Source organism: Odoribacter splanchnicus DSM 20712, assembly GCF_000190535.1.
Lineage (GTDB): Bacteria > Bacteroidota > Bacteroidia > Bacteroidales > Marinifilaceae > Odoribacter > Odoribacter splanchnicus.
The window spans coordinates 1,142,785-1,167,211 of the sequence record NC_015160.1; the positions used below are offsets into that span (position 1 = coordinate 1,142,785).

General features: G+C 40.9%; 24 protein-coding genes. 17 read left to right on the plus strand and 7 right to left on the minus strand.

Annotated elements, in window-relative coordinates; translation table 11 throughout:
- The first annotated feature begins 15 nt into the window (after positions 1-15).
- The 17 genes from ODOSP_RS04790 (at position 16) to ODOSP_RS19405 (ending at position 14,998) form a co-directional block, all read left to right on the plus strand.
- A complete protein-coding gene (locus tag ODOSP_RS04790) occupies positions 16-1,557 on the plus strand; it encodes an MATE family efflux transporter (protein ID WP_013611257.1) in 1,542 nt (513 codons plus the stop codon).
- Positions 1,554-2,489: an ATP-grasp fold amidoligase family protein gene (locus ODOSP_RS04795; RefSeq protein WP_013611258.1), complete on the plus strand. Its 936-nt coding sequence runs from the start codon at positions 1,554-1,556 to the stop codon at positions 2,487-2,489. Before ODOSP_RS04790 ends, ODOSP_RS04795 begins: the two co-directional genes overlap by 4 nt.
- A gap of 246 nt (positions 2,490-2,735) precedes the next feature.
- Positions 2,736-3,689, plus strand: a complete 954-nt coding sequence (locus ODOSP_RS04800; RefSeq protein ID WP_157741826.1) for an O-antigen ligase family protein — start codon at positions 2,736-2,738, stop codon at positions 3,687-3,689.
- Positions 3,682-4,596, plus strand: coding sequence for a glycosyltransferase family 2 protein (locus tag ODOSP_RS04805; protein ID WP_013611260.1), 915 nt, complete (start codon positions 3,682-3,684; stop codon positions 4,594-4,596). The genes ODOSP_RS04800 and ODOSP_RS04805 overlap by 8 nt, the downstream gene beginning before the upstream one ends.
- Positions 4,597-4,599: 3 nt before the next feature.
- Positions 4,600-5,757, plus strand: a complete 1,158-nt coding sequence (locus tag ODOSP_RS04810; RefSeq protein WP_013611261.1) for a glycosyltransferase — start codon at positions 4,600-4,602, stop codon at positions 5,755-5,757.
- Positions 5,758-5,796: 39 nt separating this feature from the next.
- Positions 5,797-6,435 (plus strand): hypothetical protein, encoded by a 639-nt coding sequence (locus tag ODOSP_RS04815; protein ID WP_013611262.1) that lies wholly within the window; start codon positions 5,797-5,799, stop codon positions 6,433-6,435.
- Positions 6,436-6,482: 47 nt separating this feature from the next.
- Positions 6,483-6,707, plus strand: a complete 225-nt coding sequence (locus ODOSP_RS04820; protein WP_013611263.1) for an acyl carrier protein — start codon at positions 6,483-6,485, stop codon at positions 6,705-6,707.
- A 6-nt stretch (positions 6,708-6,713) separates the two neighbouring features.
- On the plus strand, positions 6,714-7,469 hold the full coding sequence (locus tag ODOSP_RS04825; RefSeq protein ID WP_013611264.1) for an SDR family NAD(P)-dependent oxidoreductase: 756 nt from the start codon (positions 6,714-6,716) through the stop codon (positions 7,467-7,469).
- A gap of 10 nt (positions 7,470-7,479) precedes the next feature.
- Positions 7,480-8,238, plus strand: coding sequence for an SDR family NAD(P)-dependent oxidoreductase (locus ODOSP_RS04830; RefSeq protein ID WP_041557191.1), 759 nt, complete (start codon positions 7,480-7,482; stop codon positions 8,236-8,238).
- A gap of 11 nt (positions 8,239-8,249) precedes the next feature.
- Positions 8,250-9,650: an AMP-binding protein gene (locus ODOSP_RS04835; RefSeq protein WP_013611266.1), complete on the plus strand. Its 1,401-nt coding sequence runs from the start codon at positions 8,250-8,252 to the stop codon at positions 9,648-9,650.
- A gap of 11 nt (positions 9,651-9,661) precedes the next feature.
- Positions 9,662-9,901 (plus strand): hypothetical protein, encoded by a 240-nt coding sequence (locus ODOSP_RS04840; protein ID WP_013611267.1) that lies wholly within the window; start codon positions 9,662-9,664, stop codon positions 9,899-9,901.
- 11 nt (positions 9,902-9,912) lie between these two features.
- Positions 9,913-10,989 (plus strand): 3-oxoacyl-ACP synthase III family protein, encoded by a 1,077-nt coding sequence (locus ODOSP_RS04845; RefSeq protein ID WP_013611268.1) that lies wholly within the window; start codon positions 9,913-9,915, stop codon positions 10,987-10,989.
- Between the two features lie 18 nt (positions 10,990-11,007).
- The gene (locus tag ODOSP_RS04850) at positions 11,008-11,622 is read left to right on the plus strand and encodes an MBL fold metallo-hydrolase (RefSeq protein ID WP_013611269.1); all 615 of its coding nucleotides are present in this window, start codon (positions 11,008-11,010) and stop codon (positions 11,620-11,622) included.
- Positions 11,619-12,833: a DegT/DnrJ/EryC1/StrS family aminotransferase gene (locus tag ODOSP_RS04855; protein WP_013611270.1), complete on the plus strand. Its 1,215-nt coding sequence runs from the start codon at positions 11,619-11,621 to the stop codon at positions 12,831-12,833. The genes ODOSP_RS04850 and ODOSP_RS04855 overlap by 4 nt, the downstream gene beginning before the upstream one ends.
- Before the next feature lie 32 nt (positions 12,834-12,865).
- Complete coding sequence (locus ODOSP_RS04860; protein ID WP_013611271.1) at positions 12,866-13,537, plus strand: sugar transferase; 672 nt, start codon at positions 12,866-12,868, stop codon at positions 13,535-13,537.
- Positions 13,538-13,576: 39 nt separating this feature from the next.
- Positions 13,577-14,785, plus strand: coding sequence for a UDP-N-acetylglucosamine 4,6-dehydratase (locus ODOSP_RS04865; protein ID WP_013611272.1), 1,209 nt, complete (start codon positions 13,577-13,579; stop codon positions 14,783-14,785).
- 75 nt (positions 14,786-14,860) lie between these two features.
- The gene (locus ODOSP_RS19405; RefSeq protein ID WP_013611273.1) at positions 14,861-14,998 is read left to right on the plus strand and encodes a hypothetical protein; all 138 of its coding nucleotides are present in this window, start codon (positions 14,861-14,863) and stop codon (positions 14,996-14,998) included.
- Between the two features lie 460 nt (positions 14,999-15,458).
- Here ODOSP_RS19405 and ODOSP_RS04870 read toward each other — a convergent pair whose 3' ends face one another.
- The 7 genes from ODOSP_RS04870 to tgt form a co-directional block, all read right to left on the minus strand.
- Positions 15,459-16,493: a Wzz/FepE/Etk N-terminal domain-containing protein gene (locus ODOSP_RS04870; RefSeq protein ID WP_013611274.1), complete on the minus strand. Its 1,035-nt coding sequence runs from the start codon at positions 16,491-16,493 to the stop codon at positions 15,459-15,461.
- Positions 16,494-16,645: 152 nt separating this feature from the next.
- Positions 16,646-17,791: a Wzz/FepE/Etk N-terminal domain-containing protein gene (locus ODOSP_RS04875; protein ID WP_013611275.1), complete on the minus strand. Its 1,146-nt coding sequence runs from the start codon at positions 17,789-17,791 to the stop codon at positions 16,646-16,648.
- Positions 17,791-20,190 carry an SLBB domain-containing protein gene (locus ODOSP_RS04880; protein WP_013611276.1) on the minus strand — a complete coding sequence of 800 codons (2,400 nt, stop codon included), beginning with the start codon at positions 20,188-20,190 and terminating at the stop codon, positions 17,791-17,793. Before ODOSP_RS04880 ends, ODOSP_RS04875 begins: the two co-directional genes overlap by 1 nt.
- Before the next feature lie 35 nt (positions 20,191-20,225).
- Positions 20,226-20,783, minus strand: coding sequence for a UpxY family transcription antiterminator (locus ODOSP_RS04885; protein WP_046405762.1), 558 nt, complete (start codon positions 20,781-20,783; stop codon positions 20,226-20,228).
- 17 nt (positions 20,784-20,800) lie between these two features.
- Positions 20,801-22,024 carry a pseudouridine synthase gene (locus ODOSP_RS04890; protein ID WP_013611278.1) on the minus strand — a complete coding sequence of 408 codons (1,224 nt, stop codon included), beginning with the start codon at positions 22,022-22,024 and terminating at the stop codon, positions 20,801-20,803.
- Between the two features lie 76 nt (positions 22,025-22,100).
- The gene (locus ODOSP_RS04895) at positions 22,101-23,180 is read right to left on the minus strand and encodes an LptF/LptG family permease (RefSeq protein ID WP_013611279.1); all 1,080 of its coding nucleotides are present in this window, start codon (positions 23,178-23,180) and stop codon (positions 22,101-22,103) included.
- Positions 23,181-24,314 carry a tRNA guanosine(34) transglycosylase Tgt gene (tgt, locus tag ODOSP_RS04900; RefSeq protein ID WP_013611280.1) on the minus strand — a complete coding sequence of 378 codons (1,134 nt, stop codon included), beginning with the start codon at positions 24,312-24,314 and terminating at the stop codon, positions 23,181-23,183.
- Positions 24,315-24,427: the final 113 nt, after the last annotated feature.

Genomic DNA, 24,427 nt, shown 5'->3' on the forward strand with positions numbered 1-24,427 from the left:
AGCAAATATTTATTCATGAAACCATCGACCAGAATAATATTTAATACTTCTATTCAGTATGTACGTACAGTCATTTCAGTCCTCGTCACTTTATATACGGCACGACTTATACTGGACGCATTAGGAGTCGAAGATTATGGGATCTATTCCTTGGTCGGTGGAATTGTGGCAATGCTTTCCTTTGTACAAACCTCACTGACTTCAACGACTCAAAGATATCTGTCTTTCCACCAAGGTAAAGGAGATTTCTTTATGCAACATAAAATATTCAACAACAGTATCGTTACGCAACTGATCATAAGCGTCACGCTTATATCCGGATTATGCATATTGCAACCTTTCATTTTCAATGGATTTCTGAATATTCCGGCCGATCGGGTAAATGCTGCAATCTGGGTATATTATTGTATGTTATTTACATTGTTTTTCACCATGCAATCAACTCCTTATCTGGCTGTTCTGATTGCTCATGAAAATATATTTTATGCAACTATTGTCCAATTAACTTATTCATTTCTTAAAATTCCTATTGCTTTAATTCTATATGCAATACCTGTCGAAAGACTGAAATATTACGCGATTTTATTAGTGATCGTTCAAGCTGCAAATTATTTCATGTACTTAATATACTGTAAAAGGAAATATAAGGAGACAAAAAATATACACCTTTTCTCTTTGGACAAGCAAATTTTCAAACAGATGTTTTCTTTTATGGGATGGTCTGTATATAGTACCGGATGTATCGTTGGCAGAACTCAGGGAATTGCAATTTTATTAAACAGATTTTTCGGTACAGTAGTCAATGCTGCCTATGGAATAGCCTGGCAAGTTTCCGGACAACTGAACTTTTTATCTTCTTCTATCCAAAATGCAACAAAACCGCAATTAATCAGAGCTGAAGGTGCTAACGACAGGAAGAAAATGTTTCGCTTAGCCGAAATAACCAGTAAATTTTCATTTCTATTATTAGCCTTTATTTCTATTCCTGCTATAATGGAAATGGATGATCTTTTATCCATTTGGCTGAAAGAAGTTCCGGAAAATACTGTAGTCTTCTGTCAGTTTATCGTATTGACTAATTTAGCCGATCAATTAACCATCGGATTGGCTTATGCTAATGAGGCAATCGGAAAGATCAGAAATTATTCACTGGTTGTAAATTCTATCAAACTACTATCATTACCTGCAGCCTTTCTTTTTTTACATTATGGCGCCGAAGTTATTGCTGTTATGTATTGCATATTAGGCATCGAGTTATTATGTGCCTTAACCAGATTACCTTTTCTAAAATTTACAGGAGGATTATCTATCAAAGAATTTTCTAAACGTGTTTTTTTACCGATAATTCCTCCGTTCTGTCTTACTGTAATTTTGTGTTACTATTACTCCAGTATATTTTCCTCCACCTGGAGTTTTGTCGGTAACTTTATCATTTCAGCCATTACAATGGGGATAAGTTCTTATTTCTTTAGCCTATGTAAAGATGAAAAAGAAATTCTCCAAAGGATATCGGGTATAGCCCTACAAAAAGTCAAATCAATTAATTCAATCCTATGAATCATCAGATAAAAAAAACAATTATCTTTTATTTCTATCCATTGGTAGCTTTCAGAAGATGGGTTATAAAACAAAAAAAGAACTATCTGGGACATCATAATCCTGAAAAATTAGCCAAACTACTCTATAGAAGGAAATTCCATAAGGAACTGAATTTAAATAATCCTCAAACATTCAATGAAAAAGTGAATTGGCTGAAATTCCGATCAGATACATCTTTATGGACAGAATTAGCCGACAAGTATAAAGTCCGTGAATACATTAAAAATAATGGTCTTGAAGAGATATTAGTTAAATTATACGGAAAATGGGACCGTGTAGAGGACATCGATTTTGAACAATTACCGAATAGCTTTGTTTTAAAAAGCAATAATGGATGTGGTACAGTACTATTAGTAGAAGATAAAACCAAACTGGATTTACAGGCAACCCGTAAATTGCTAAAAAAATGGCTTAAACAAAAATATGGATACACCACAGCAGAACCGCATTATACAACCATAAAACCTTGTATTATAGCTGAGGAATATTTGAAATGGGATAATCCTTCCATTTCATCTTCACTCATAGATTATAAATTTCATTGTATACATGGATCCCCCCTTTATATTCAAGTTATGTCGGATAGACAACCTGGTCATATTTATCATTGGAATATTTATAATACATTCTGGCAACCATATTCCGGCTATATTCCACCCCAACTAAAAAAAGATAGTGAAATTCCGTGTCCACAGTCATTTGAAAGAATGTTAGATATATGTAAAATTCTATCAAAACCTTTTCCCCAAGTACGTATCGACTTATATGAAATAGGAGGAAAAATTTATTTTGGAGAAATGACATTTACTTCTGCCGGTGGATATGATGATGAAATTCCTAACGATCTGGATGTTGAAATGGGAGAAAAAATGAATCTTCCATTAAATTAAATTCCTTACAAATTTAGTATGAGTCTCTATACGATCTGGAGCATTTTCGTTTATTTCATACTTATTGGAAGCTCTGTTTTAATTGTAGAGGAAATAAAATTTTTAAGTGTATTTTTCAGCCTGTTTTCAAAGATACTTTTTCTATATGTTTTTTTTAAGGCTTTATTTCATTTTTCCTTTTCTAAGTTTGATATTTTAATTTTTATATTTTTTATTTTCTCCATATTGAATTCATATGTGAATCAAATGTCTATTATTGAAATAATACCTTTTTTTATTAAAACAACCGGATTGGTATTATTTACGGAGCAACTGATAAAAAAAGACACAACACTTACACTATATTCACTATCGTTTGTATTTTCTTTTATTATTTATCTGAATTTTATCTTACTATTAATATATCCGGACGGTATATGGATAAATGAAAACGGAGGAGAATTATATTTTCTAGGAGGAAACTATAATCAGTTCGGGGGAGTGATCATCCCGGCATTAGCTGTAAATACATTATATTGTTTTCATGCGAACAAAGGTAAATTCAATTTATTTCTACTATATCCTATTTCTTTATTATCAGTTCTCTTACCTGGAAGCGGATCGATGACATCTTTTTTATGTATTGTTTTATTAATTACATATTTAGTATTTTTTCATCCTTTGAAAATACGGAAATGGTTTTTAATTCTACTATTCTCCGGTTTAATATTGTTTGCATTAACCATGGTATTTACCCAAAGTGAGGTTGTAAGTGGTTCAAAGTTACAGGTATTTATAGAAGATGTATTACAAAAAAATATGACTTTTTCAGGAAGAACTGTTATATGGATGTATTCTTTATATATGATAAGCAATTCTTTTATATCAGGCTATGGTTGGGTCGATAAAGATTGGGCATTAGAAAATATTCATGGCGTGATAACCCATAATATTGAATTACAGATTTTGTTGCAAGGTGGAATTATTCTTGGGATTATATTTCTCTTTTTATTGTATACGGCTATCCGAAAGCAAAAGAATAAAATTTATGATTCCGGTATCCGTATATTTCTGTTGGTTGTATTGACGATCTATTTCCTGATGTTACAGATGGAGTGTTACCCCTACCAAATGATACTGTTTATGTTATTGATTGTATTTTTATCAAATTATTTTTTCCCCTATAAAAAAAGAAGATTGAAAATAAGTGCAGATGAATAATACGATTAATTTTTCCATCATTATTCCGACAAAGAATATCCCGGATCTGTTACAGCGTTGTCTGGAATCTATTCCCCAACGCTCCGATATAGAAATCATCGTTGTAGATGACAATAGTGACCGGGAAATCGTCGATGTCAAAAATTATCCGGGGACGAATAACCAACAAGTAAAAATAATTTTCTTACCCGAGAGCAAAGGAGCAGGGTATGCACGTAATATCGGTTTAACAATAGCCAAAGGGAAATGGATATTATTCGCCGATTCCGACGATTATTTTTCAGAAAAATTTTCTGATATATTGGATCGTTACATAAATTCTGAATATGACATTATATTTTTAAACTACGAGAGAGTCGATTCGGTTACAAAAGAAAAAATACACGTCTACAGACAGTCTTTCATTACAGGTAAAAACTTAAATGACAAATTATTAGAAAACAAGTTAAGATTTGTTATGGGGCCACCCTGGTGCAAAATGATCGCTCATCATTTAATAAAAAAATACAATGTAAAATTTGATGAAGTAGCCAAACATAATGATACGATGTTTTCTCTTAAAATCGGCTATTATGCAGATCGTATATTCATCGATCCGGAAATAGCTTATTATAATACCCAACGAGAAGGTTCTATCACTACGTCCAGATTTGCCCCAAGCAGTATTTATATTTCCACCATATTCGACGTCGAAATGGATTATATGAAATTCGCCAGGGAACATCACATCAAATTTGTAAAGTGGAGATTATGGGATTCAACAATTGCCTGTGCGAGAAATGAAAAAGATCTGATTTTCGAAATACTGAAATATTTGCATAAAAAACACTGTCTCCGAATGCTTTTACTGAAAATGCCTGTGTATCTAACTATCCGGATTTATAACAAATGTTTCGGTAATGATTAAATTATGAAAATATTAATTATAGCAAGGGGATATCCCACTCCTAATCATCCATTGTTCGGTTGTTTTGAAGCAACGCAAGCTCATGCATTACAGAAACTGGGGCATGAGGTAATATACATCGGATTGAATTTTTATTCAGCCAAGAACTGGGACATTATCGGTACTAATCATCGAATCGTAGACGGTATCAATATTTATGAACATTATTTTTTGGCCGTACCTTACCGGAGATTGATGCCGGAAGTTATTATACATCATGTTTTAAAGAAAGAAATTATAAAACTGTATAAAAAGGTAGAAAAGCTGCATGGTAAACCGGATATCATTCATTCACATTATTTAGATATTTCTGTACTTGCCTCAGTCTTAAAAAAGAAATTTAATATTCCTTGGGTGTGTACTGAGCATTGGAGTATAATAAATAATGATATTTTACCTGAATATGTAAAAAACTACGGTAAGCTGACTTATCCGTATGCCGATGCAATAATAACTGTTTCCAACTCTTTGGCACTCCGTTTATTTCAACATTGGAAGGTCAGAAGTACTGTTATTTATAATATGGTTTCCGATGCTTTCTTTGTTAAAAATACAGATACCCCAAATAGGCTGGGATTCCGATTTATATCTGTCGGCAATCTGATTCATAGAAAAGGGCATGATATATTGATCGATGCTTTTAAAAAAGCTGATTTTGATACGAATGTATCACTCACCATTGTTGGAGGAGGTAATCAGCGGTCGCGTCTTCAAAATATGATCGATAGTGCGGGTTTAACAGCTCGAATCACATTGATGGGGTTAAAAAGTCAGCAGGAAATACAGAATTTAATTTCAGAGTCGGATGTTTTTGTATTAGCCAGTAGAAAAGAAACATTCGGGGTAGTATATATAGAAGCAATGGCCAAAGGCTTGCCTGTTATAGCAACGCCTTGCGGTGGCCCGGAAGAATTTGTCAACCATGAAAATGGTTTGTTAGTTCCCTGTAACCGTGTTAATGAATTAACGGATGCTTTGAAATATATGCATAAAAATATAAATGAATACAATAGGGATAAAATCCGGGAATCAACTTTAAAAAAATTTTCGGAAACGAGTATTGCTCAAAAAATTGAAGAGGTATACCTCAATATTTTAAAAAAACGTCATGATACTTTATAGTTCTGTCGATAAATAAATTAATTTCATTTATAATCACCTATGGCTAAATACAAACTAAGGTTAGCAAAACCCAGCGATGCAAAAGAAATAGCAAACCTTCATTATTCTATCCGGGAACAGGGGGCTCCGGGGATTTTTGCCATGATGGGTAAGCCTTTTTTGAAAAAATACTACAAAATAGTACTGAATGATCCGAATGAAGTGGTTATCTGTGCAGAAAACGAAAAAGGCCAGATTGTCGGTTTTAACAGTAGTACCCTGGATGCAAAAGCGCAGATGGACAATCTGAGGAGAAAAAGGGTTCAACTGGCTTTCGCTGCATTTACTTCTATCCTTGCAAATCCGAAATTGATCAAACCTTTATTCGACCGATATAAATCCATGCACACTTCTTCCCCGACCAAATATTTTGTGTCGGAAGGAGTCCGGGGGGAATATTGGGCCTGGAAGGCAGCCGAAAAGGATCCGGTCGGTAGTGTGGAAATGAACATGGCCTACAGAGCTGTATTAAGGGCTTTGGGGGTAAAAGAAGTTTTTTATGAAGTCGATGCCGGTAATAAGAAAGTACTGGCCTATCACAAATTACACAAAGATGTTATCATTGAAACGATTAATCTACCCGATGGCAGGGAAAGATATCTGATGAAAAGCGATCTGACCCGGAAGAATACAAAATAGATTTACAGTGAATGACCGATTATTTATAAAATTAACAGAATAATATTATGGAAAAGTTTATTGAATTATTTGCCAATCTATTCGACGAAACCGATATAAACGTATTTACTCCTCAGACAAAATTCAAAGAATTGGAAGAGTGGAGTTCGCTTATCGCTTTATCGGTCATACTGATGGTCGATGAGGAATACGGAATCACTATCGAAGGAAAAGACATTGAAAATGTCGGTACGATCGAAGAATTATTCAATACAATCGAAAGTAAAAAATAAAATCCGATGACCTATAATCCGTTTTCTTTATCGGGAAAGACTGTCCTTATTACCGGTGCGGCATCCGGTATCGGGCGGGCAACAGCCATCGAATGCTGCCGGATGGGGGCTGAAGTCGTTATCACGGATATCAATCCGGAAGGATTGGAAGAAACCTTCCGGCAACTACCGGTACAAAACGGGACACATAGCCGAATTGTCACAGATCTGACCAAAGAAGAGGAAATCGAGTCGCTGGCCGATCGTTTACCCCGATTGGATGGTTGTGTCAATAACGCAGGGATAATGAAACTTGTACTTACTCCCTTTTTAACGACAGAAATCATCGAACGTATTCAAAAGATCAATCTGATCGCTCCGATGATGCTCACCCGCAATCTGGTAAAAAAGAAGAAAATGAAGAATCCTTCCTCCATTGTTTTTACGGCCTCTGCCGGAGGAGTATTCAGGGTATCCGCAGGCAACGGTATTTATGCCACGACCAAATGCGGAATAGATGCCTTTATGAGAACGACTGCTTTGGAATTAGGCAGTAAAGGGATCAGATGCAACAGCGTAAATCCGGGTATGGTCGAGACAAATCTGATCAGATCCGGTCAGTTATCGGAGGAACAACTGGAAAAAGACAAAAAAAATTATCCTCTTGGGCGTTATGGCCAACCTTCGGATATTGCTTATGCTATCGTGTACCTGCTTTCAGATGCTTCATCCTGGATGACCGGAACGGCACTGAAAATCGACGGGGGAATGACATTAGCTTAATTGATTTATGATGAAAAGATTTCTGGAAAATAAAGTTTGCCTGATTACAGGAGGCGGTCGCGGAATCGGACGTGCTATAGCCGAACGTTTTGCCGGGGACGGTGCTATTGTTTATGCCGGAGATATTCAATGGGACGAACCGGATCATTGGACGTGTGCCGTGGCGGAAAAATACCAGACCAAAGTTATTCCGGTATTACTGGATGTTACAGACCGGGAGATGGTCAAAAAAACGCTGATGGGGATACATAAACAGGAAGGGCGCATCGATTGTGTCGTTAATAACGCCGCCATTATCTCCAATCAGAAACTCGGAATGGTATTACGTGAAAATCTGGAACAAATGTACCGGGTCAATGTATTCGCAGTGATTGAAATGATTCAGACCGTTTCCCGGCTTATGGCGCGTTCGGGAGGCGGTTCGATTATCAATATGGCTTCGGTTACCGGTGTCATCGGATCTCCGGGACAGGTAGCTTATTCCTCCACAAAAGGAGCGGTCATTACCATGACCAAATCTGCAGCCAAAGAACTCGCCCCGCTGCATATCCGGGTAAACGCTGTTGCTCCCGGTATTGTCAAAACGGAAAGATTCGAGGAGTTATACGAAACCGACAGCGATAAAATCGATGTCAGAATCCAAAAGATCGGACTTGGCAGATTAGGTACTCCGGAAGATGTGGCCAATGCCTGTGCTTTTCTTGCCTCAGACAGAGCTGATTATATTTCCGGACAGATCTTAGGGGTAGACGGGTGTGCAGTAATCTAAACGTTTTGAATATGTTTTTGAATATCGACCAGAAAAATCCGGCAGATATCGCTGCTATCGACGATCATGAGGATTCACTTACTTACGGCGAATTAGTCCGTTTCTGTGATCATTTCGGAGAGGTACTGGGCAAAAGAACACTCATTTTTATCTTATCGGAGAATTGTATCGGTGCATTTGCAGGATACATCGGTGCGCTTTCGAATAAAATCGTACCGTTGATTATCCATAGTCATACAGAAAGCGGATTATTTCAGAATCTATTATCGGCATACCGACCGGAATATTTATGGCTGCCGGAACGTTTGGGGCATGAGTACGGATCAGAAGTGATATTCGGTTTCAAACATTATATATTGGTAAAAACGGGAATGACACCCCCACCCTTATATAAAGAACTTTCTTTGCTGTTACCGACTTCCGGCTCGACAGGAAGTTCGAAACTCGTGAGACATAGCTATAAAAACGTAGAGGCAAATGCCCGTAACGTCTCTTTATTATTCGGCCTGGATAAACACGAACGTGCTTTAGCCACCCTACCCATATATTATACGATGGGGTTATCGGTGATAAGTAGTCATATTTATGCCGGAGCGACAATCTTACTGACTGGAAAAAGTCTGACAGACGGAAAGTTCTGGACCTTTATGAAGGAACATCGGGCAACAAGCTTCACCGGCGTCCCTTACAGTTTCGAAGTTCTCCAGAAATTACGTTTTTTCAGAATGGATCTCCCCCACCTGCAATTAATTACCCAAGGAGGAGGCAAGATGGATGAAAAATTATTCCGCACTTGTGCCGGCTATGCAGAGAAAAATGGGAAAAAATTTATCGCTACCTATGGGCAGACAGAAGGTACGGCCCGAATGGCTTATTTACCCGCCCATCTGGCAAGTTCAAAGATTTGCAGTATAGGCCGGGCGATTCCGAATGGAGAATTATCTCTTGTCGACGAACAGGGAAAACTTATTCTGGAAAAAGAAGCGACAGGCCAGCTGATATACAAGGGGCCCAATGTCACGTTAGGCTATGCTTTTTCCGCCGATGATCTGATCAGGGGAGATGAAAACCAAGGGGTTCTTTTTACAGGGGATCTTGCCAGGAGGGATGCTGACGGATGTTATTACATCATAGGACGTATAGGACGCTTTTTAAAATTATTCGGTTTAAGGGTGGGATTAGATGAATGTGAACGGATAATCAAGGCCGAATATAACCTGTTCTGTGCCTGTACGGGTACGGATAAAGGGATGTATGTCTACATTACGGACGGGAAATTTGCAGATAAAGTTCTGGATTTACTGATCCGGAAAACCCATATCATAGCTTCGGCTTTCAAAGTTATTGTCATCCCGGAAATCCCTAAAAATGAAGCAGGAAAAATATTATACAGTAAATTAATCAAAGAATAACAGGTTATACTATGACGAATTTAGAAAAATACAATGAGGCGTTTACAACTGTTTTTTCAGTATCGGCCAAGGATTTAAACGATGAGTTCAACGCCGGGAATATCGATAGCTGGGATTCTGTCCACCAGTTAAGTATTGTAGCCCAATTGGAGGAAATATTCGATGTCATGTTCGATCCGGAAGATATTTTGGGACTAACCTCTTACGCTGAAGGCAAGAAGATTCTGTCCAAATATAATGTAGAACTTTAAGCATCGGATTTATGGCTCTCTGGAACATAAAGAACGTAAAGCTTGCGGGAGTTGCCGGTGCCGTACCGGACAAAGCCGTCGATACTCACGATTTCGATTTTTTCAATCGGGAAGAAGCCGATGTTTTTATAGATACCGTAGGTATAGAAAAACGATATGTCGCTACAGATGACATTTGTGCCTCCGACCTGTGTTTGGCAGCAGCTGAAAATCTGATTGCAAAATTAGGATGGAATAAAGAAGAAATCGATATTTTATCTTTTGCATCCGTTACCGGAGATTACCGGACTCCACCGACCTCCTGTATTCTACAGGAACGTTTGGGTTTATCTGACCGTTGTTTTACACTGGATATTCCTATGGGATGTTGTGGTTGTGTATATTCGATCACAGTCGTCGGGAATATGCTATCGTCCGGTAATCTGAAAAAAGCTCTTTTATTGATCGGGGATACTGCGACACGAATGGGATCGCCATATGACAAAAGCCGTGTCCCGCTTTTCGGGGATTGCGGGACTGCCCTGGCACTTGAATATCATGAGGATGCAGAACCCATTATTGTCGATTTCCATACCTTCGGCAAAGGATACCGGGCATTGATGACTCCGGCCGGAGGATTCAGACACCCGGTTACTCCTGAATCGTTCGAATACGAAGATTTCGGTAACGGTATTGTCAGAGCTCCGGTACATACACTGATCAACGGTATGGATGTGTTGTCGTTTGCTATTTCCAAACCTCCTAAAAGTATCGATGAATTACTAAAATATTGTGCTCTGGATAAAGAAAAAGATATCGATTATTTTCTGATTCACCAGGCCAATAAACTAATCATCGACAGGATTGTAAAAAAACTGAAATTAGAAACGGCAAAAGTGCCTTGCAATATCCGGAATTTCGGTAATTTGGGTGGTTCTTCCATTCCCATGCTGATGGTTACCGATCTGAAAGAGCAATTGCAGGACCGGAAGCTGTCACTTCTGTGCTCGGCATTCGGTCTCGGACTCACATGGGGAACCATGTTTCTGAAAACAGAACCGATGGTTGTATGTGACTTGATTAAAATTGAATGTTCCTCCGGACTGTAAGAGTTAACTAAAGGTAGAATGGGAATTGTACAGATTGTTAATTCCATTTTTTCATCAAATACATATATTCTTTCTCACACCGACTCATGTCGGGTGTGGCTGATCGACATCGGAGATATCGAGCCTGTCATCGCCCGATTACTTCCCGGTCAGCAAATTCAGGGAGTATTTTTAACTCATACCCATTTCGATCATTTTTATGGAATAAACCGGCTGATCTCCTTATTTCCGGATTGTATCGTATATACTTCCGCACACGGACAAGAAGGATTATATTCAGAAAAACTGAATTTTTCCAAATATCACGATCATCCCTTTGTGTTTTCCGGAAATAAAGTAAAGATATTGCATGAGGGAGACCGGATTGAAATTTTCCGGGGACAAAAGCTCGAAGTACTTGAAACGCCAGGCCATGATCCTGGATGTCTGACCTATTTTACAGAGAACTATATTTTTACCGGAGATTCCTATCTGTTCGATACAAAAGTCATCACCTCTTTTCCTAAAAGTGATAAAGAGCAAGCAAAACTTTCGCTTGAAAAAATAATTTCCTACTGTGACAAAAACAGGACGGTATGTCCCGGTCACGGTGTTATAAAACAAGTAAAATCAGACTATAAAAATCTTATATGAAAATCCCTTTTTCCTTACCTGTCATCGATGATGAGGTAATTGCAGAAATGCATGATACCCTGACTCATACGGGATGGCTGACGACAGGCCCCAAAGCACGGGCTTTAGAAGATGAGATCCGGCAGTTCACGGGAGGTGAAGCTGTTTTGTGTGTAAATTCGTGGACCTCCGGGGCGATGCTAATGCTACGGTGGCTGGGAGTAGGTCCCGGTGATGAAGTGATTATCCCCGCTTACACATACAGTGCCACGGCTTTGTGTGCCATGAATATGGGGGCAAAGGTGGTGATGGTAGACGTAAAAGATGATTTTACTATCGATCCGGACAAGATAAAAGCTGCGATCAATGAACACACCAAAGTGATATTGCCTGTCGATATCGGAGGGTATCCCTGTGATTACGATGCCATCCGTGAAGTTTTGAACGATCCGGAAGTGAAGGCTTTGTACCGGCCTGCCTCCGGGAGGCAACAGCAATTGGGCCGGATAATGCTTTTGGCCGATGCCGCCCATTCCTTAGGGGCTTTTTATAAAGGAAAGGCTTCCGGGACAGTGGCCGATGTCACTGTTTTCTCCCTGCATTCCGTAAAAAATATTACGACAGGGGAAGGCGGTGCGATTGTATTGAATTTACCGCAGCCTTTCAACAACCAGAATGAACTGACTTTCCTGAGGGCCTTGGCATTGAACGGGCAAAACAAGAGTGCTTTCGAAAAAAATCAGGTGGGTGCGTGGCGGTATGATATCATCGATCAGGGACTGAAAGTGAATATGCCGGATTTATGCGCTACTGTCGGTTTGGCACAGATACGCCGGTATAAATCCACGTTTCTGCCCGAAAGGAAAGCCATTTTTGAATTTTATGTCCGGGAGTTTTCAAAACGGGATTGGGCTGTTATTCCCCCCTATCATCACCGGGATACGGAGAGTTCTTATCATCTGTTTCTGCTCCGGATCAAGGATTTCGATGAAGCGAAAAGGGATGCCATGATTCAATATATCAGTGAAAAGGGTGTCGGGGTGAATGTACATTACATACCGATGGCTATGCTGACTTTGTTCAAGAACCGGGGATATAAAATGGAAGATTATCCGAATACATACCGGTTGTATGCCAATGAAATCAGTCTTCCGGTTTATAATCATTTAACCCGGGAACAGCTGCGTATCATCGTGGATACCGTTGCCGAAGCCTATGAAGCTGTAAAATAACATTTCTTTCCTTCTTTTTATAATCCGAATTTATGTACAAATTTTTGAAGGTTGTCTTTGACGTACTGCTGGCACTTATTGCCTTGGTGTGCGTATCGTGGCTGTTATTGCCCTGTATGCTGATTTTGTGGTGTACGGGAGAACATAAGGTATGGTATCTGCAAAAAAGGGTTGGGTACAGGAACCGGATGTTTTCTATTTTTAAGTTCGCCACCATGCTGAAGAACTCCCCCAATATGGGGACAGGCAGCCTGACCACCCGGAATGATCCGCGTGTATTGCCTTTCGGCCGTTTTTTGCGGAAGACGAAGATCAATGAATTGCCGCAGATATTGAATGTACTCAGTGGAACGATGAGTATTGTAGGGCCGCGTCCGCAGATGAAGGTGGATTTCGAACGTTTTCCGGAACATGTACAACGGGTGATTTATAATGTGCGGCCGGGAATCACGGGGCTCGGCTCGATTGTTTTCCGGGATGAGGAGCGGTTGTTGTCGCAACCGGGGATCGATCCTGTCGTGTTTTATACGGAGAAAATTGCTCCGTACAAAGGTGAACTGGAAATCTGGTACCAACAGCATGCTTCGTTATGGCTGGATATAAAACTGATCTTCCTGACGGCCTGGGTGATCGTGAAGCCGGAAAGTGAACTGCCTTTCCGTTGGCTGAAAGGACTGCCGGAGCAGCCGGAGTATTTGAAATAATTTCTTACCTGAATTTGAAATCAAATTAAAATTAAGCAGATGTTGAATGTCAGTCAATTTATAGCCGACCACATAACGGGCCGGCAAAAGAGCATGTTCGCAGCGGACATTGAGGCGAACCGGGATAAGCTTCGCGCGGAAATAGAAGGTAAACGTGTTTTGGTGATCGGCGGTGCCGGGACGATCGGTTCGTCGTATATCCGGGCGGTGCTGCCTTTCCGTCCTTCAAAGCTGGTGGTTGTGGACATCAGTGAGAACGGGCTGGCGGAACTGACGAGGGATCTGCGCTCGACGTACGGGATGTATGTGCCGGAAGAATACCGGACTTATCCGCTCAGTTTTGCCGATCCGGTCTTTGAAAAGATTTTCCGGGCAGAGCAGGGATTCGATATTGTGGCCAATTTTTCAGCCCACAAGCATGTACGGAGCGAAAAGGATAAATATTCCGTTCAGGCGTTGCTGGAGAATAATGTGCTGAAAGCGCGGAAGCTGCTGGACCTGCTGAGTGAATACCCGCCGCGTCATTTCTTCTGCGTGTCGACGGATAAGGCTGCCAATCCTGTAAATATCATGGGAGCCAGCAAGAAGATCATGGAGGAAATGATCATGGCCTATTCTTCGCGGTTCAAAATATCGACGGCCCGTTTTGCCAATGTGGCTTTTTCGAACGGAAGTCTGCTGGCCGGATTTATCGACCGGCTGATGAAGCGTCAGCCGCTGAGTTCTCCGAACGATGTGAAACGCTATTTCGTTTCTCCGGAGGAGAGTGGACAGATCTGTATGCTGGCCTGCATTCTGGGACAGAACCGGGAGATCTTTTTCCCGAAACTGGGAGCAGAGCAGATGATGACCTTCTCCTCTATCGCCGACCGGTTCCTGCATAGTCTGGGATATGAGGTGAAGCAGTGTGCCTCGGAGGAGGAAGCCCGGCGGTTTGCCGCGGAGATGCCGGTGGATAGTAAAGTATATCCGGTGTATTATTTCGCCTCGGATACGACAGGAGAAAAAGGGTTTGAGGAATTTTACGTGAAGGGGGAAAAAATTAATCCGGAACGCTTCGGATCGCTGGGGGTGATTGAAGACCTGAAGGCCCGCCGGATGGAAGAACTGGATACTTTCCTGGAAAGATTGCAGGCGGTATTGAACGACCAGAAAACAGAAAAAGAAGATATTGTCGGAACGATGAAAGCATTTATCCCCAATTTTGAACATATGGAGAAAGGGAAAAACCTGGATCAGAAGATGTAATCTTTTCTTGATGGGAATTACTCCGCAATTGTTTAGAGAAATCTGGAAATTGCTTAACGATTAAAACATTCATCTATGTCCGACATTAAATTCATCGAAGGAGGTATTTTTACCGATTACCGGGGGCAGATTTCTCATGTGAATGACCTCGACATGCAAGAAATCAAGCGTTTTTATATTATTCATCAAAAGACTGCCCGTGTATTCGGATAAAATACTGTCGGATGCGGTACATGACAGCTGGAGATATGACAAGGATATGTGGATGGATTGGAATTTATGGTAGACTTATTCCGGTAGTTGTTCGTGTCCGGTGCCCCGGTCGCTTCTGTCGGTCATCTTGCTTTTTCTTTCACTGACCGGCGGAACTCCTCACTGCACAAAAAACTTTACGTTACGTTTCCGTCAGACACCATCGGTCGGGCATTCAGAAAAAGCAAGACGACACTCGACAGAGCTCCCATGGTCCCCGAATACGATCACCTTCGACTCCCGTTATCACTGCATGGCAAGCTAACCTCGATCTGGAAAACAGGAACACCATAAAACAGAGGTCTTCTGATTCCTTACCTTAGGAATCAATTTAGAAATCAGTATTTTTTTCCCTTTCCTTTGGCCCGTAGTGCTGACGGCATAAAAACCGAAACAGAAAGAAAAAAACTAAACCTACAGTTCAGGAGATTTTTTTCATTCGCTTAATCGGGATGGTATGCGCCTGCTTTTTTGAAGATACGATCTGAGAAAAGATAGGTTGAATCAGCACAAAACCACAACCGACGAATAATCCCAGTAATAAAGAAGCCAACACAATCAATGCACGCTGTGGTTTAGAAGGAACGGTCGGTTCTACGACAGGTTCGATTACCGTCAGTACCGGCATATCTTCTTTCACCTGGATTTTTGCCTTCTCCCGTTGCTTTACAATATCGGAATAAAGTCCGAAAAACAACTCGTAATCGTTGGTCAGTATTTTCTCTTCCGTTTCTAATTGCACGGATGTCCGATCCGGATGTTTTTCGCGGAATTGTACTAAAGCCTGTTGCTTTTTCTCCAGTTCGTTTTTCACCTCCGTATAACGTTCCTCTACAAAATCGAGAGCAGCCTGAGCTTTGGCGATACGAAACCGCGCAATGTATGTCTGCAGCATAGCCTGTGCCCGATTCGTCAGATAAGCCGAAAGTTTCGGATCGGGCAGATCCAGAGTAATTTTCAGATTACCGTCTTTGTTATTTACTTTTACAGAAAAAGCATCTTTTAAATAAGCCAGACATTTACTTTCTTCTTCTGTCAGCTGTTCTACCTGTGAAGGATCGGTTACCAAAGCCAAACGTTCCGGACCGGACACCAGATAGTTATAGAAAGTAACCGTATCTCCTCTCTCATCGATGTATAAAGGAGAATAGATCAACTCTTTCTGAAAAGGTACACTGAAAAAAATATCCGGATACATAGCCGGCGAAACAATACGCGTATTCCGCATATCCCCCATCGGCATACTCTGGAAAGGCGACATTCCTTCGACACTGATCCGCGTAGTCCGGTCTTCCATTTCCAAACCTAAGGTACATTGAGCGGTATATTTCCTTGGTAAAAAGAAAGCTAAAACCAGACCACCCACCAGAAAAAACAAGGCAATATACATTATTGTCTTTTTACGATGCCACAGCTTCGCCATGACTTCGATTAAATCGATTTCTTCATTTTCCATCGTTATATTTACTTAGTCGTTCAATCCTTTAAGTTTTCCCGCTTTAAAGGATACCACAAAAGTATAAAAATATTCGGACCTCCCGCACAATAAAGAAAAAAGCCATCGAAATTTATCATTCGATAGTTTTTTTTATAAAATTTTATGGGAAATTATTCTTTTTCTTCAGGCAACCATCCCTTTAAACGCTTACAACCGGAAACCTGAGCCAGGAAAGGTAAAGTCAATACCAAACCGATACCGATAAAACCACCTAAAAAAGTAAAGGCGATACAAATCAATCCTCTTTTGGGTTTTGAACGTTCGGTCGGTATAGTTACCGGTTCTACAACAGTAAATACCGGAGTTGTTTCTTTTACCTGAATATTGGCTTGCTCGCGCTGTTTGGCCAGTTCACTGTATACACCGAACAATAGCGTATATTCGTTATTCAAACGCTCCTGGGTAGTTTTAGCTACATTGGAAACCAGATTACGATTGGCATCGTTAAAAATAGCCAGCTCTTCCTGTTTCTTTTCATATTCCTTTTTAGCCTCTTCATAGCGACTTTCCACAAACTCCAGATTCGCCTTCACCTTCTGAATTTTAAAGTCGGTTACATAACGCTGCAATAATTCCTGTACTTTGGCAGCCAATTGAGCTGCAGCCAAAGGTTCAGGCATATCGACAGATAAAGTAATATACCCGTCTTTATCGTTGAGGTTCATATTGATCTTATCTTTCAAGGTCTTGATACATTCTGCCTCGTCTTTAGACAGGGATTCCAAAGTAGCAACAGCCCCTTCTCCATATTGAGGTTCCGGTTCTTCCCCACGAATAGCCCCGATAATCACTCCGGGCAAACCGATCGTATATTTCAGTATTGTTCCTCCTAAAGAAAATTGGGCATATTCATCGGCAGTATAGTAATCCAGCAATTTCACCGGCTGATCGTATTCCTCAAATTTGATCGCCGTCTGCATAATTTCCTTTTGGAAAGGTACACTAGCCAATATTTTAGGATAAATCTTCGGCGACAACACATCTCCGGCACCTAAAGATCCGATGTTTATACCTGCTATAGCAGCTAAGCCACTTAAACTTCCCCCAGTCGTTTTTTCACCTGTCTGAGGAACAATCGTACAGGAAGCGGTAAAAACTTTAGCACTGAACAAAGCGACCAATACCCCGAGACATGCACAAACGACAGTCACCTTGAGAATGAATTTCCGCTTTGCCCATAATTTCTTTACAACCTCGATCAGGTCTATTTCATTTTCCGGTTGAACCGGTTGATTACTCGTCGAATTTGTAGCCATTACTTCGTGCTATTAATAATTGATGTAACTAATGCAGCCATAGACGTGGTAGAGGAAGCGATACTCATGATTTCAGCCAAACCGACACCTTTTCTAGGCGGTTTTACCGGTACAATGATTTCACAACCGGGAGCAGCCTTGGCCTTAGAGAAAGTCTTGGATTTCTGCACCGTACCGTTCATATACACGATAAACACCCTGCGTTTCTTCGCCCGTGAAGCGAATCCTCCGCCCTGTTCTATATAATAATTCAACTTCGCATTCTTTTTGTATACGACAGTATTCGGATACATCACCGCCCCACTGATCTTCACCGTTCCTGTATACTGAGGGACAACGAGCTGGTCCCCTTCCCGTAATACGACATCATAATCCGACCCGGGATTTTCGATCGCTTTCTTCAGCTCGATACCGACATAATAGGTATTACCGATATCCAGACGGTTAATGGCGATCGAATCTTTATCCGTTTGTTTGGAAAGTTTCAATACAGATTCCACCCGAGCCTTTTCATCCGGTGTCATCTGTCTGAGCAAACAGGCCCCTTTTGCATATGCCTCCGGCATCAATCCACCTGCTCTTTTCACCAAATCCGAAAGCCGTTCCCCTTTCTGGGATAAGACATAATTTCCTTCAAACAATACCTCGCCGGTAACTGTTACATTTTGCTGTACCTGATATCCCGGAGAATTACGGACAAATACTTCATCATAGGGTTCCAAAGTAAAGTCCGGTTTACCATCCACAATCAATCCATCCTTTAAAGTAAAAGTAAAGTTTTCAGCCAATTTAGTCGCTCCGGTCAAGCTCTTCGGATTTTTAATCCGGCGAGCTACATCGACTTTCACTGTCGAAGCGGATTCCAATAAACCGCCGGCCTGAATGATCAGGTCTTCAATTGTGGCATTATCGGCATATTTGTATACTCCCGGTACCCTTACAGCCCCTTTTACAGACAACGTATATTCTTCCTGCAAATCGAATATCGAAGGAATATACAATTCATCGTTTTTTTGCAAAGGCAGATTGGCAGCCGAACCACTCAATATCCCGGTTACATTGAGAGCGACCACTTCCTGAGTTAAATCGGGTTTCTGGCGGAATAATACAGCCCGGTTAACAAAGGCATCTTCAGTAATTCCCTCTGCTTTTTCAATCAATTCCTTCACTGTAGTTACTTTTCCTAAATCGTATAATCCGGGCCGGTACACAGCTCCCCGAATCTGAACCCGATTTTCAAAACGATTCAACATCGGATCTACAGAAATAAAATCCCCATCTACCAAAGGAAAACTTTTAAACTCTCCTTCTTCGACATTATATACCTGATATTCCCGTCCACTTTTTCGAATTACCCGAATAGCATTTTTATAAGCATCTCCCTTAAAACCTCCGGCATACTCCAACAAATCGCCGACTGTCTCCGTATCTTTCATTTCATAGATCATCGGACGCTTTACCTTTCCTGTCAGGGAAACCAAATTGGCATAAGGTGCAACGAGCACCACATCCCCGTCATTCAGGCTGATGTCCAGATCGCTTCTCCCTTTTAAAAGATAATCGTATACATCTACATCGGCGACAACTTTTCCTTTGCGATTTACCGTAATATTCCGCATGGAACCGATCTCACCGACTCCTCCGGCATTATATAAAGCATGAAACAAAGTAGCCAAAGAAGGTAAGGTATAGGTACCCGGCATCGCCACTTCCCCCATCACATTCACCCGAATACTCCGCACGTTTCCTAAGGACACTTTTATAAAAGTATCCGGCTCATCACTATTTAATGAAGCATATACCTGAGACAACGCATTCTTTACCCGTTGATAAGCTTCTTCTATCTTCAAGCCATTCAGATAAACCGGTCCGATCTCTTCGATCGTGATATTTCCATCCGGTGCAATATACTGCCGAATAGTCTTTACCGATCCCCCCCAAATATCCACAATAATCTCATCTCCGGGACCAAGCACATAATTTTCCGGCGTAGCTATATTGAGGTTAGGTTCGAAAGTCAATTGTTTGTTATTAAAAATATTCCGTCCGAAAATCCTTATTTCAGGCAATGAATCTTTTGAGAAAAGAAGCTCTTTATCTTCCTCCAGATTCAAAGAATCCAATATATTGACTGCAGGAGGATTTTCTTGCCTCAACCGGCTCATTCCGTTCCCCGTTTGTTCTCCGGCCGTACTTTTTTTACCGGTATAGTTATTTTTTATACGAATCAATTGTTCCTGGGTAACTCCTTTTTGTCCCAGCATCATAATGATTTGTTGTTGAGTTTTTCCCTGATTCTGAGCCTCTTTAACCATAGCAACAACCTGGTCGTCCGACATCTGAGCAAATGTAACAGATATAAATTGCACGAACAATATGAGTAAGAATAACTTCTTCACCTTTATTTTATTATTAATTTTTATTCTATGTTATTTCAATGAGTCACAAAAATAAACAAAAAGCCCCAAACATACCCCTTCTTAGAATAATTTTTCACTTTTTCAACACAACTGGCCGCTACCGTAATCAAAGCACACCCTAATTTTTCCAAACGTAAAACAATCCGGTATTTATCCCGGATCTGCACCATTTCTCCTTGAAATCCAGCTAATTTACCCCGAACAACTTCTACTAAAGTACCTGCAGGAATATCCTCGTAAGAAATTTCCAGCGGTTCGTCGGCCTGGTTTTCGACAAAACGTAAGCGTTCGATCTGTTCAGCCGGAATAGCTACCGCTTTTCCCTTTTCTTTCAGGAAAGTAACCACCCCCGGAGTTGTCAGCACAGGAACAAAGGTTTCTTCTTTTATATGTACAAAAATATATCCGGAAATCAAAGGTACCGATACTTTTTTTTTCCGGTCACTCCACACCCTGTATTCAGTCCTTAACGGAAGATAATTTTCAATACCAATCTGATCGAGTCGTTCTTTCACTTTTTTTTCAGCCCTGGCTGCTGTATACACAGCATACCAGGAAAAAACACTCTCCATAAACAATAGCTTAGCACTTAATAAACTTTCAGCATAGTCACTTCCTTCGGAGTAAGGAAACGCCATGTTCCCCGCGGCAGATTTTTTTTCGTAATACCGGCAAAATATACCCGGTCGAGCTTTATGATCTGGTAACCGAAATGTTCAAATATACGTCTGACGATACGATTTTTTCCGGAATGAATCTCTATCCCCACTTCAGTACAATCCGGAGAGGTATAACTGATCTCGTCCGCTTTGATAAATCCGTCTTCCAGCTGGACTCCATTCGCTATAGCCTGAAAATCTTCTTCAGTCAATACACGATCCAGAAAAACATGATATATCTTTTTGTGATCGTATTTCGGATGGGTTAATTTCTTAGCCAGATCGCCGTCATTCGTAAACAACAACACTCCTGTCGTCTGCCGGTCCAGACGCCCTACCGGATAGATTCTTTCTTTACAAGCACCTTCGACCAAGGCCATAACCGTCTTACGTTCCAACGGATCCTCGACGGTTGTCACATAATCTTTCGGTTTATTTAAAACGAGATATACTTTCTTTTCGGGGAAAATCTGAACGTCGTCCACCTCCACCTTGTCTTTCTTCCGTACTTTCAAACCGACGGTCTGAACTACCTCTCCGTTTACCTTCACCCGTCCGGCAACGATCAATTCATCCGCATCCCTACGAGAACATACGCCTCCCATTGAAATGTAGCGATTCAGACGCAATTCGGCGTTCTCATCTTCATTTTTCAGCCGATGAGCCAACAATTTCTTTTTACTATAGTGTTTCTGTCTCAGTCCTTCTTTCTCTCTCCCGGAAATCTTTTTCCGATCGCGGTCGAAAGGACGATTATAATTCGAATGATTGTTCCCGGTGGTCTCCTCACCTCTTGGCCGGAAAATACGTGGTCTGCGTGGATTATCCGTATGAGAATCACGTTTCACCAATACCTTCCGTTCCGAACGTTCGGTCCGGTCCTGCCGGTCGGTTGCCTCTGTACTAGGACGGTAATCCCGGCGGTTACTGAATTTAGCCGGACGTTCTCTGTAAGTATCTTTCTCCCGGTTAAAATTCCGTTCTCTTCTTTCTCCGTTGTCCCGTTCAGAAGTCCTTTCAAACCTTCTGGCAGTGTTACGGTTCCCCACAGATCCGGCCGTATGTCTTTCTCCTTGCTCTGCTCCATATCCTCTACGGTTTTCAGACCGTTCGGAACGAAAAGAACGCCGATTTTTATTATAATCTCTTTCCATCCTAAATAATATTAATTCATTGATTTTAATTTTTTTCTCGTTTACACGTCTCTCTCACTCAGGTATTTCATTCAAACTATTTGGGCGCCGTCCTATACACAAACACTCCGATAATGGCAAACAAAATATTAGGCAACCACACTGCTAATAACGGATTCATATTTCCATTTGTTGCAAAAACTGTTGAAAATTGCATAAATAAGATATAAGAAAAGCTGATCAGCAAGCCTATTCCAAGATGTAGTCCCATTCCGCCCCTGATTTTACGTGACGAGATACTGACACCGATGAAAGTCAATATAAAAGTAGCGAATGCATTGGCAATCATTTTATATTTTTCAATCTGAAACTCGATCACATTCGAACTCCCCCGCATTTTCATCCGGTCGATATAACGATCCAGTTCCGGAAAAGTCAATTGTTCCCGGATTTTCTTCGGATTCTCTGAAAATTCAGAAGGTTGGAAAGCCATGACAGTATCCAGTTTCTGTCCCGTCGTATACGTTTCTTTATCTCCCTCTATTTCCCGGAGTTTCCAGTTATGGATCACCCATTTTTTATTTTCCTTATCCCAGGTAATCCGCGAAGAGGTCAGCTTATTGACCAAGGTATCCCCCCTGAAATTTTCGATGGAGAAATCATATCCCACATTCGAAGCCACCGAATAAGACGACATATAGATATAAGTACCCGGAGCTATCTGACGATGTATATTCTGTTCCTTATTGGCATATCTTTTACCCATATATTGCTTTTCGAATTCAATCCGTTTCTCATTGGCATTCGGGATAATAAAAGCTCCCAGCAAAAATGACAAAATAGCAATAACGGTAGCCGACATCAGATAGGGGAATAAAAAACGCCTGAAACTGATCCCGGTACTCAAAATAGCGATAATCTCACTGTCATAGGCCATCTTCGAAGTAAAAAAGATTACTGAGATGAAAGTAAACAGCGAAGAGAACACGTTCGCAAAATAGGGAATAAAATTCTTATAATAATCGAACACAATCGCTTTTACCGGAGCTTCGTTTTCCAAAAATTTTTCCAGTTTTTCGGAAAGATCGAAAACGACGACGATACACAGAATCAGGACCAATGAAAAGAAAAAGGTCCCCAGGAATTTGCGTATAATATATAAATCAAGTTTTTTCATCTAAAGTCTTCTGGTTATTTTCGGAAGCAGCTTTGTCTTCCATGCTACGAAATCTCCTTCCTGAATATGTTTCCGGGCTTCTCTCACCAACCACAAATAAAAAGAGAGATTATGGATGGAACAAATTTGCAACCCTAATATCTCGTCGGATTTAATCAAATGCCGCAAATAAGCCTTCGAATAATCGGTATCGACATAACTCAATGCAGCAGGATCTATAGAAGAAAAATCCCGCTCCCATTTTTGATTTTTAATATTGATCGTCCCTTCGGTTGTAAAAATCATACCATTACGTCCATTACGGGTAGGCATCACGCAATCGAACATATCTACTCCCCTTTGTATACCTTCGAGTATATTTTCAGGCGTCCCGACTCCCATCAGATAACGTGGTTTATCCTGAGGCAATATACGATTGACGACCTCGATCATGGCATACATTTCTTCAGCAGGTTCTCCGACAGCCAGACCACCGATCGCATAGCCGGCTCTGTTCAGGGATACGGCATGTTCTGCGGCTTTCTCTCTCAAATCCCGGTAAGTACATCCCTGAACGATCGGAAATAAATTTTGCTCGTAACCGTATAGCGGTGCAGTTTCGTCAAAACGCGCGACACACCGTTCCAGCCACCTCTGAGTCAGCCCGAGTGAATGCCTGGCATAATTATAATCACTGGTTCCCGGCGGACATTCGTCAAAAGCCATCACGATATCGGCGCCGATTTGACGCTGGATATCCATGACATTTTCCGGCGTAAAAAGATGTTTAGAACCATCTATGTGTGATCGGAAAGTCACTCCTTCCTCTGTAATCTTCCGTCCGGTACCGGTCAGTGAAAACACCTGAAATCCGCCACTATCGGTCAATATCGGCCGGTCCCAGCCATTAAAACGGTGCAATCCTCCGGCTGCCTGCAGAATTTCGGTTCCCGGTCGTAAATAAAGATGGTAGGTATTCCCCAGAATAATCTCAGCCCGGATATCCTCTTTCAGTTCTCTCATATGCACTGCTTTCACAGATCCCACCGTTCCCACCGGCATAAAGACAGGGGTATGAATCTCCCCGTGTGCTGTGGTCAAAACACCACACCGGGCTTCACTGTTCTTATCTTTCGCTAAAAGAGTATATTGCATATTATTATTCCGAGCTATGTATTTTAGTGCGCAAAGGTAATAATTTCAGGTTAAAGGTAAAAGGTTAAAAGGTAAAAAGTATTCAGACACTTTTAGTTCAGGATAATTCTGCA

What these genes read in the sequence shown, in the direction of transcription:
- ODOSP_RS04805 (WP_013611260.1), top strand. Translation starts at nt 3,682, where the DNA reads ATGAATAATACGATTAATTTTTCCATCATTATTCCGACAAAGAATATC.
- ODOSP_RS04790 (WP_013611257.1), top strand. Translation starts at nt 16, where the DNA reads ATGAAACCATCGACCAGAATAATATTTAATACTTCTATTCAGTATGTA.
- ODOSP_RS04850 (WP_013611269.1), top strand. Translation starts at nt 11,008, where the DNA reads ATGGGAATTGTACAGATTGTTAATTCCATTTTTTCATCAAATACATAT.
- ODOSP_RS04795 (WP_013611258.1), top strand. Translation starts at nt 1,554, where the DNA reads ATGAATCATCAGATAAAAAAAACAATTATCTTTTATTTCTATCCATTG.
- ODOSP_RS04810 (WP_013611261.1), top strand. Translation starts at nt 4,600, where the DNA reads ATGAAAATATTAATTATAGCAAGGGGATATCCCACTCCTAATCATCCA.
- ODOSP_RS04845 (WP_013611268.1), top strand. Translation starts at nt 9,913, where the DNA reads ATGGCTCTCTGGAACATAAAGAACGTAAAGCTTGCGGGAGTTGCCGGT.
- ODOSP_RS04825 (WP_013611264.1), top strand. Translation starts at nt 6,714, where the DNA reads ATGACCTATAATCCGTTTTCTTTATCGGGAAAGACTGTCCTTATTACC.
- ODOSP_RS04860 (WP_013611271.1), top strand. Translation starts at nt 12,866, where the DNA reads ATGTACAAATTTTTGAAGGTTGTCTTTGACGTACTGCTGGCACTTATT.
- ODOSP_RS04865 (WP_013611272.1), top strand. Translation starts at nt 13,577, where the DNA reads ATGTTGAATGTCAGTCAATTTATAGCCGACCACATAACGGGCCGGCAA.
- ODOSP_RS04890 (WP_013611278.1), bottom strand. Translation starts at nt 22,024, where the DNA reads ATGGAAAGAGATTATAATAAAAATCGGCGTTCTTTTCGTTCCGAACGG.
- ODOSP_RS04870 (WP_013611274.1), bottom strand. Translation starts at nt 16,493, where the DNA reads ATGGAAAATGAAGAAATCGATTTAATCGAAGTCATGGCGAAGCTGTGG.
- ODOSP_RS04895 (WP_013611279.1), bottom strand. Translation starts at nt 23,180, where the DNA reads ATGAAAAAACTTGATTTATATATTATACGCAAATTCCTGGGGACCTTT.
- tgt (WP_013611280.1), bottom strand. Translation starts at nt 24,314, where the DNA reads ATGCAATATACTCTTTTAGCGAAAGATAAGAACAGTGAAGCCCGGTGT.
- ODOSP_RS04815 (WP_013611262.1), top strand. Translation starts at nt 5,797, where the DNA reads ATGGCTAAATACAAACTAAGGTTAGCAAAACCCAGCGATGCAAAAGAA.
- ODOSP_RS04885 (WP_046405762.1), bottom strand. Translation starts at nt 20,783, where the DNA reads ATGGAGAGTGTTTTTTCCTGGTATGCTGTGTATACAGCAGCCAGGGCT.
- ODOSP_RS04820 (WP_013611263.1), top strand. Translation starts at nt 6,483, where the DNA reads ATGGAAAAGTTTATTGAATTATTTGCCAATCTATTCGACGAAACCGAT.
- ODOSP_RS04875 (WP_013611275.1), bottom strand. Translation starts at nt 17,791, where the DNA reads ATGGCTACAAATTCGACGAGTAATCAACCGGTTCAACCGGAAAATGAA.
- ODOSP_RS04800 (WP_157741826.1), top strand. Translation starts at nt 2,736, where the DNA reads ATGTCTATTATTGAAATAATACCTTTTTTTATTAAAACAACCGGATTG.
- ODOSP_RS04840 (WP_013611267.1), top strand. Translation starts at nt 9,662, where the DNA reads ATGACGAATTTAGAAAAATACAATGAGGCGTTTACAACTGTTTTTTCA.
- ODOSP_RS04835 (WP_013611266.1), top strand. Translation starts at nt 8,250, where the DNA reads ATGTTTTTGAATATCGACCAGAAAAATCCGGCAGATATCGCTGCTATC.
- ODOSP_RS04855 (WP_013611270.1), top strand. Translation starts at nt 11,619, where the DNA reads ATGAAAATCCCTTTTTCCTTACCTGTCATCGATGATGAGGTAATTGCA.
- ODOSP_RS04830 (WP_041557191.1), top strand. Translation starts at nt 7,480, where the DNA reads ATGAAAAGATTTCTGGAAAATAAAGTTTGCCTGATTACAGGAGGCGGT.
- ODOSP_RS19405 (WP_013611273.1), top strand. Translation starts at nt 14,861, where the DNA reads ATGTCCGACATTAAATTCATCGAAGGAGGTATTTTTACCGATTACCGG.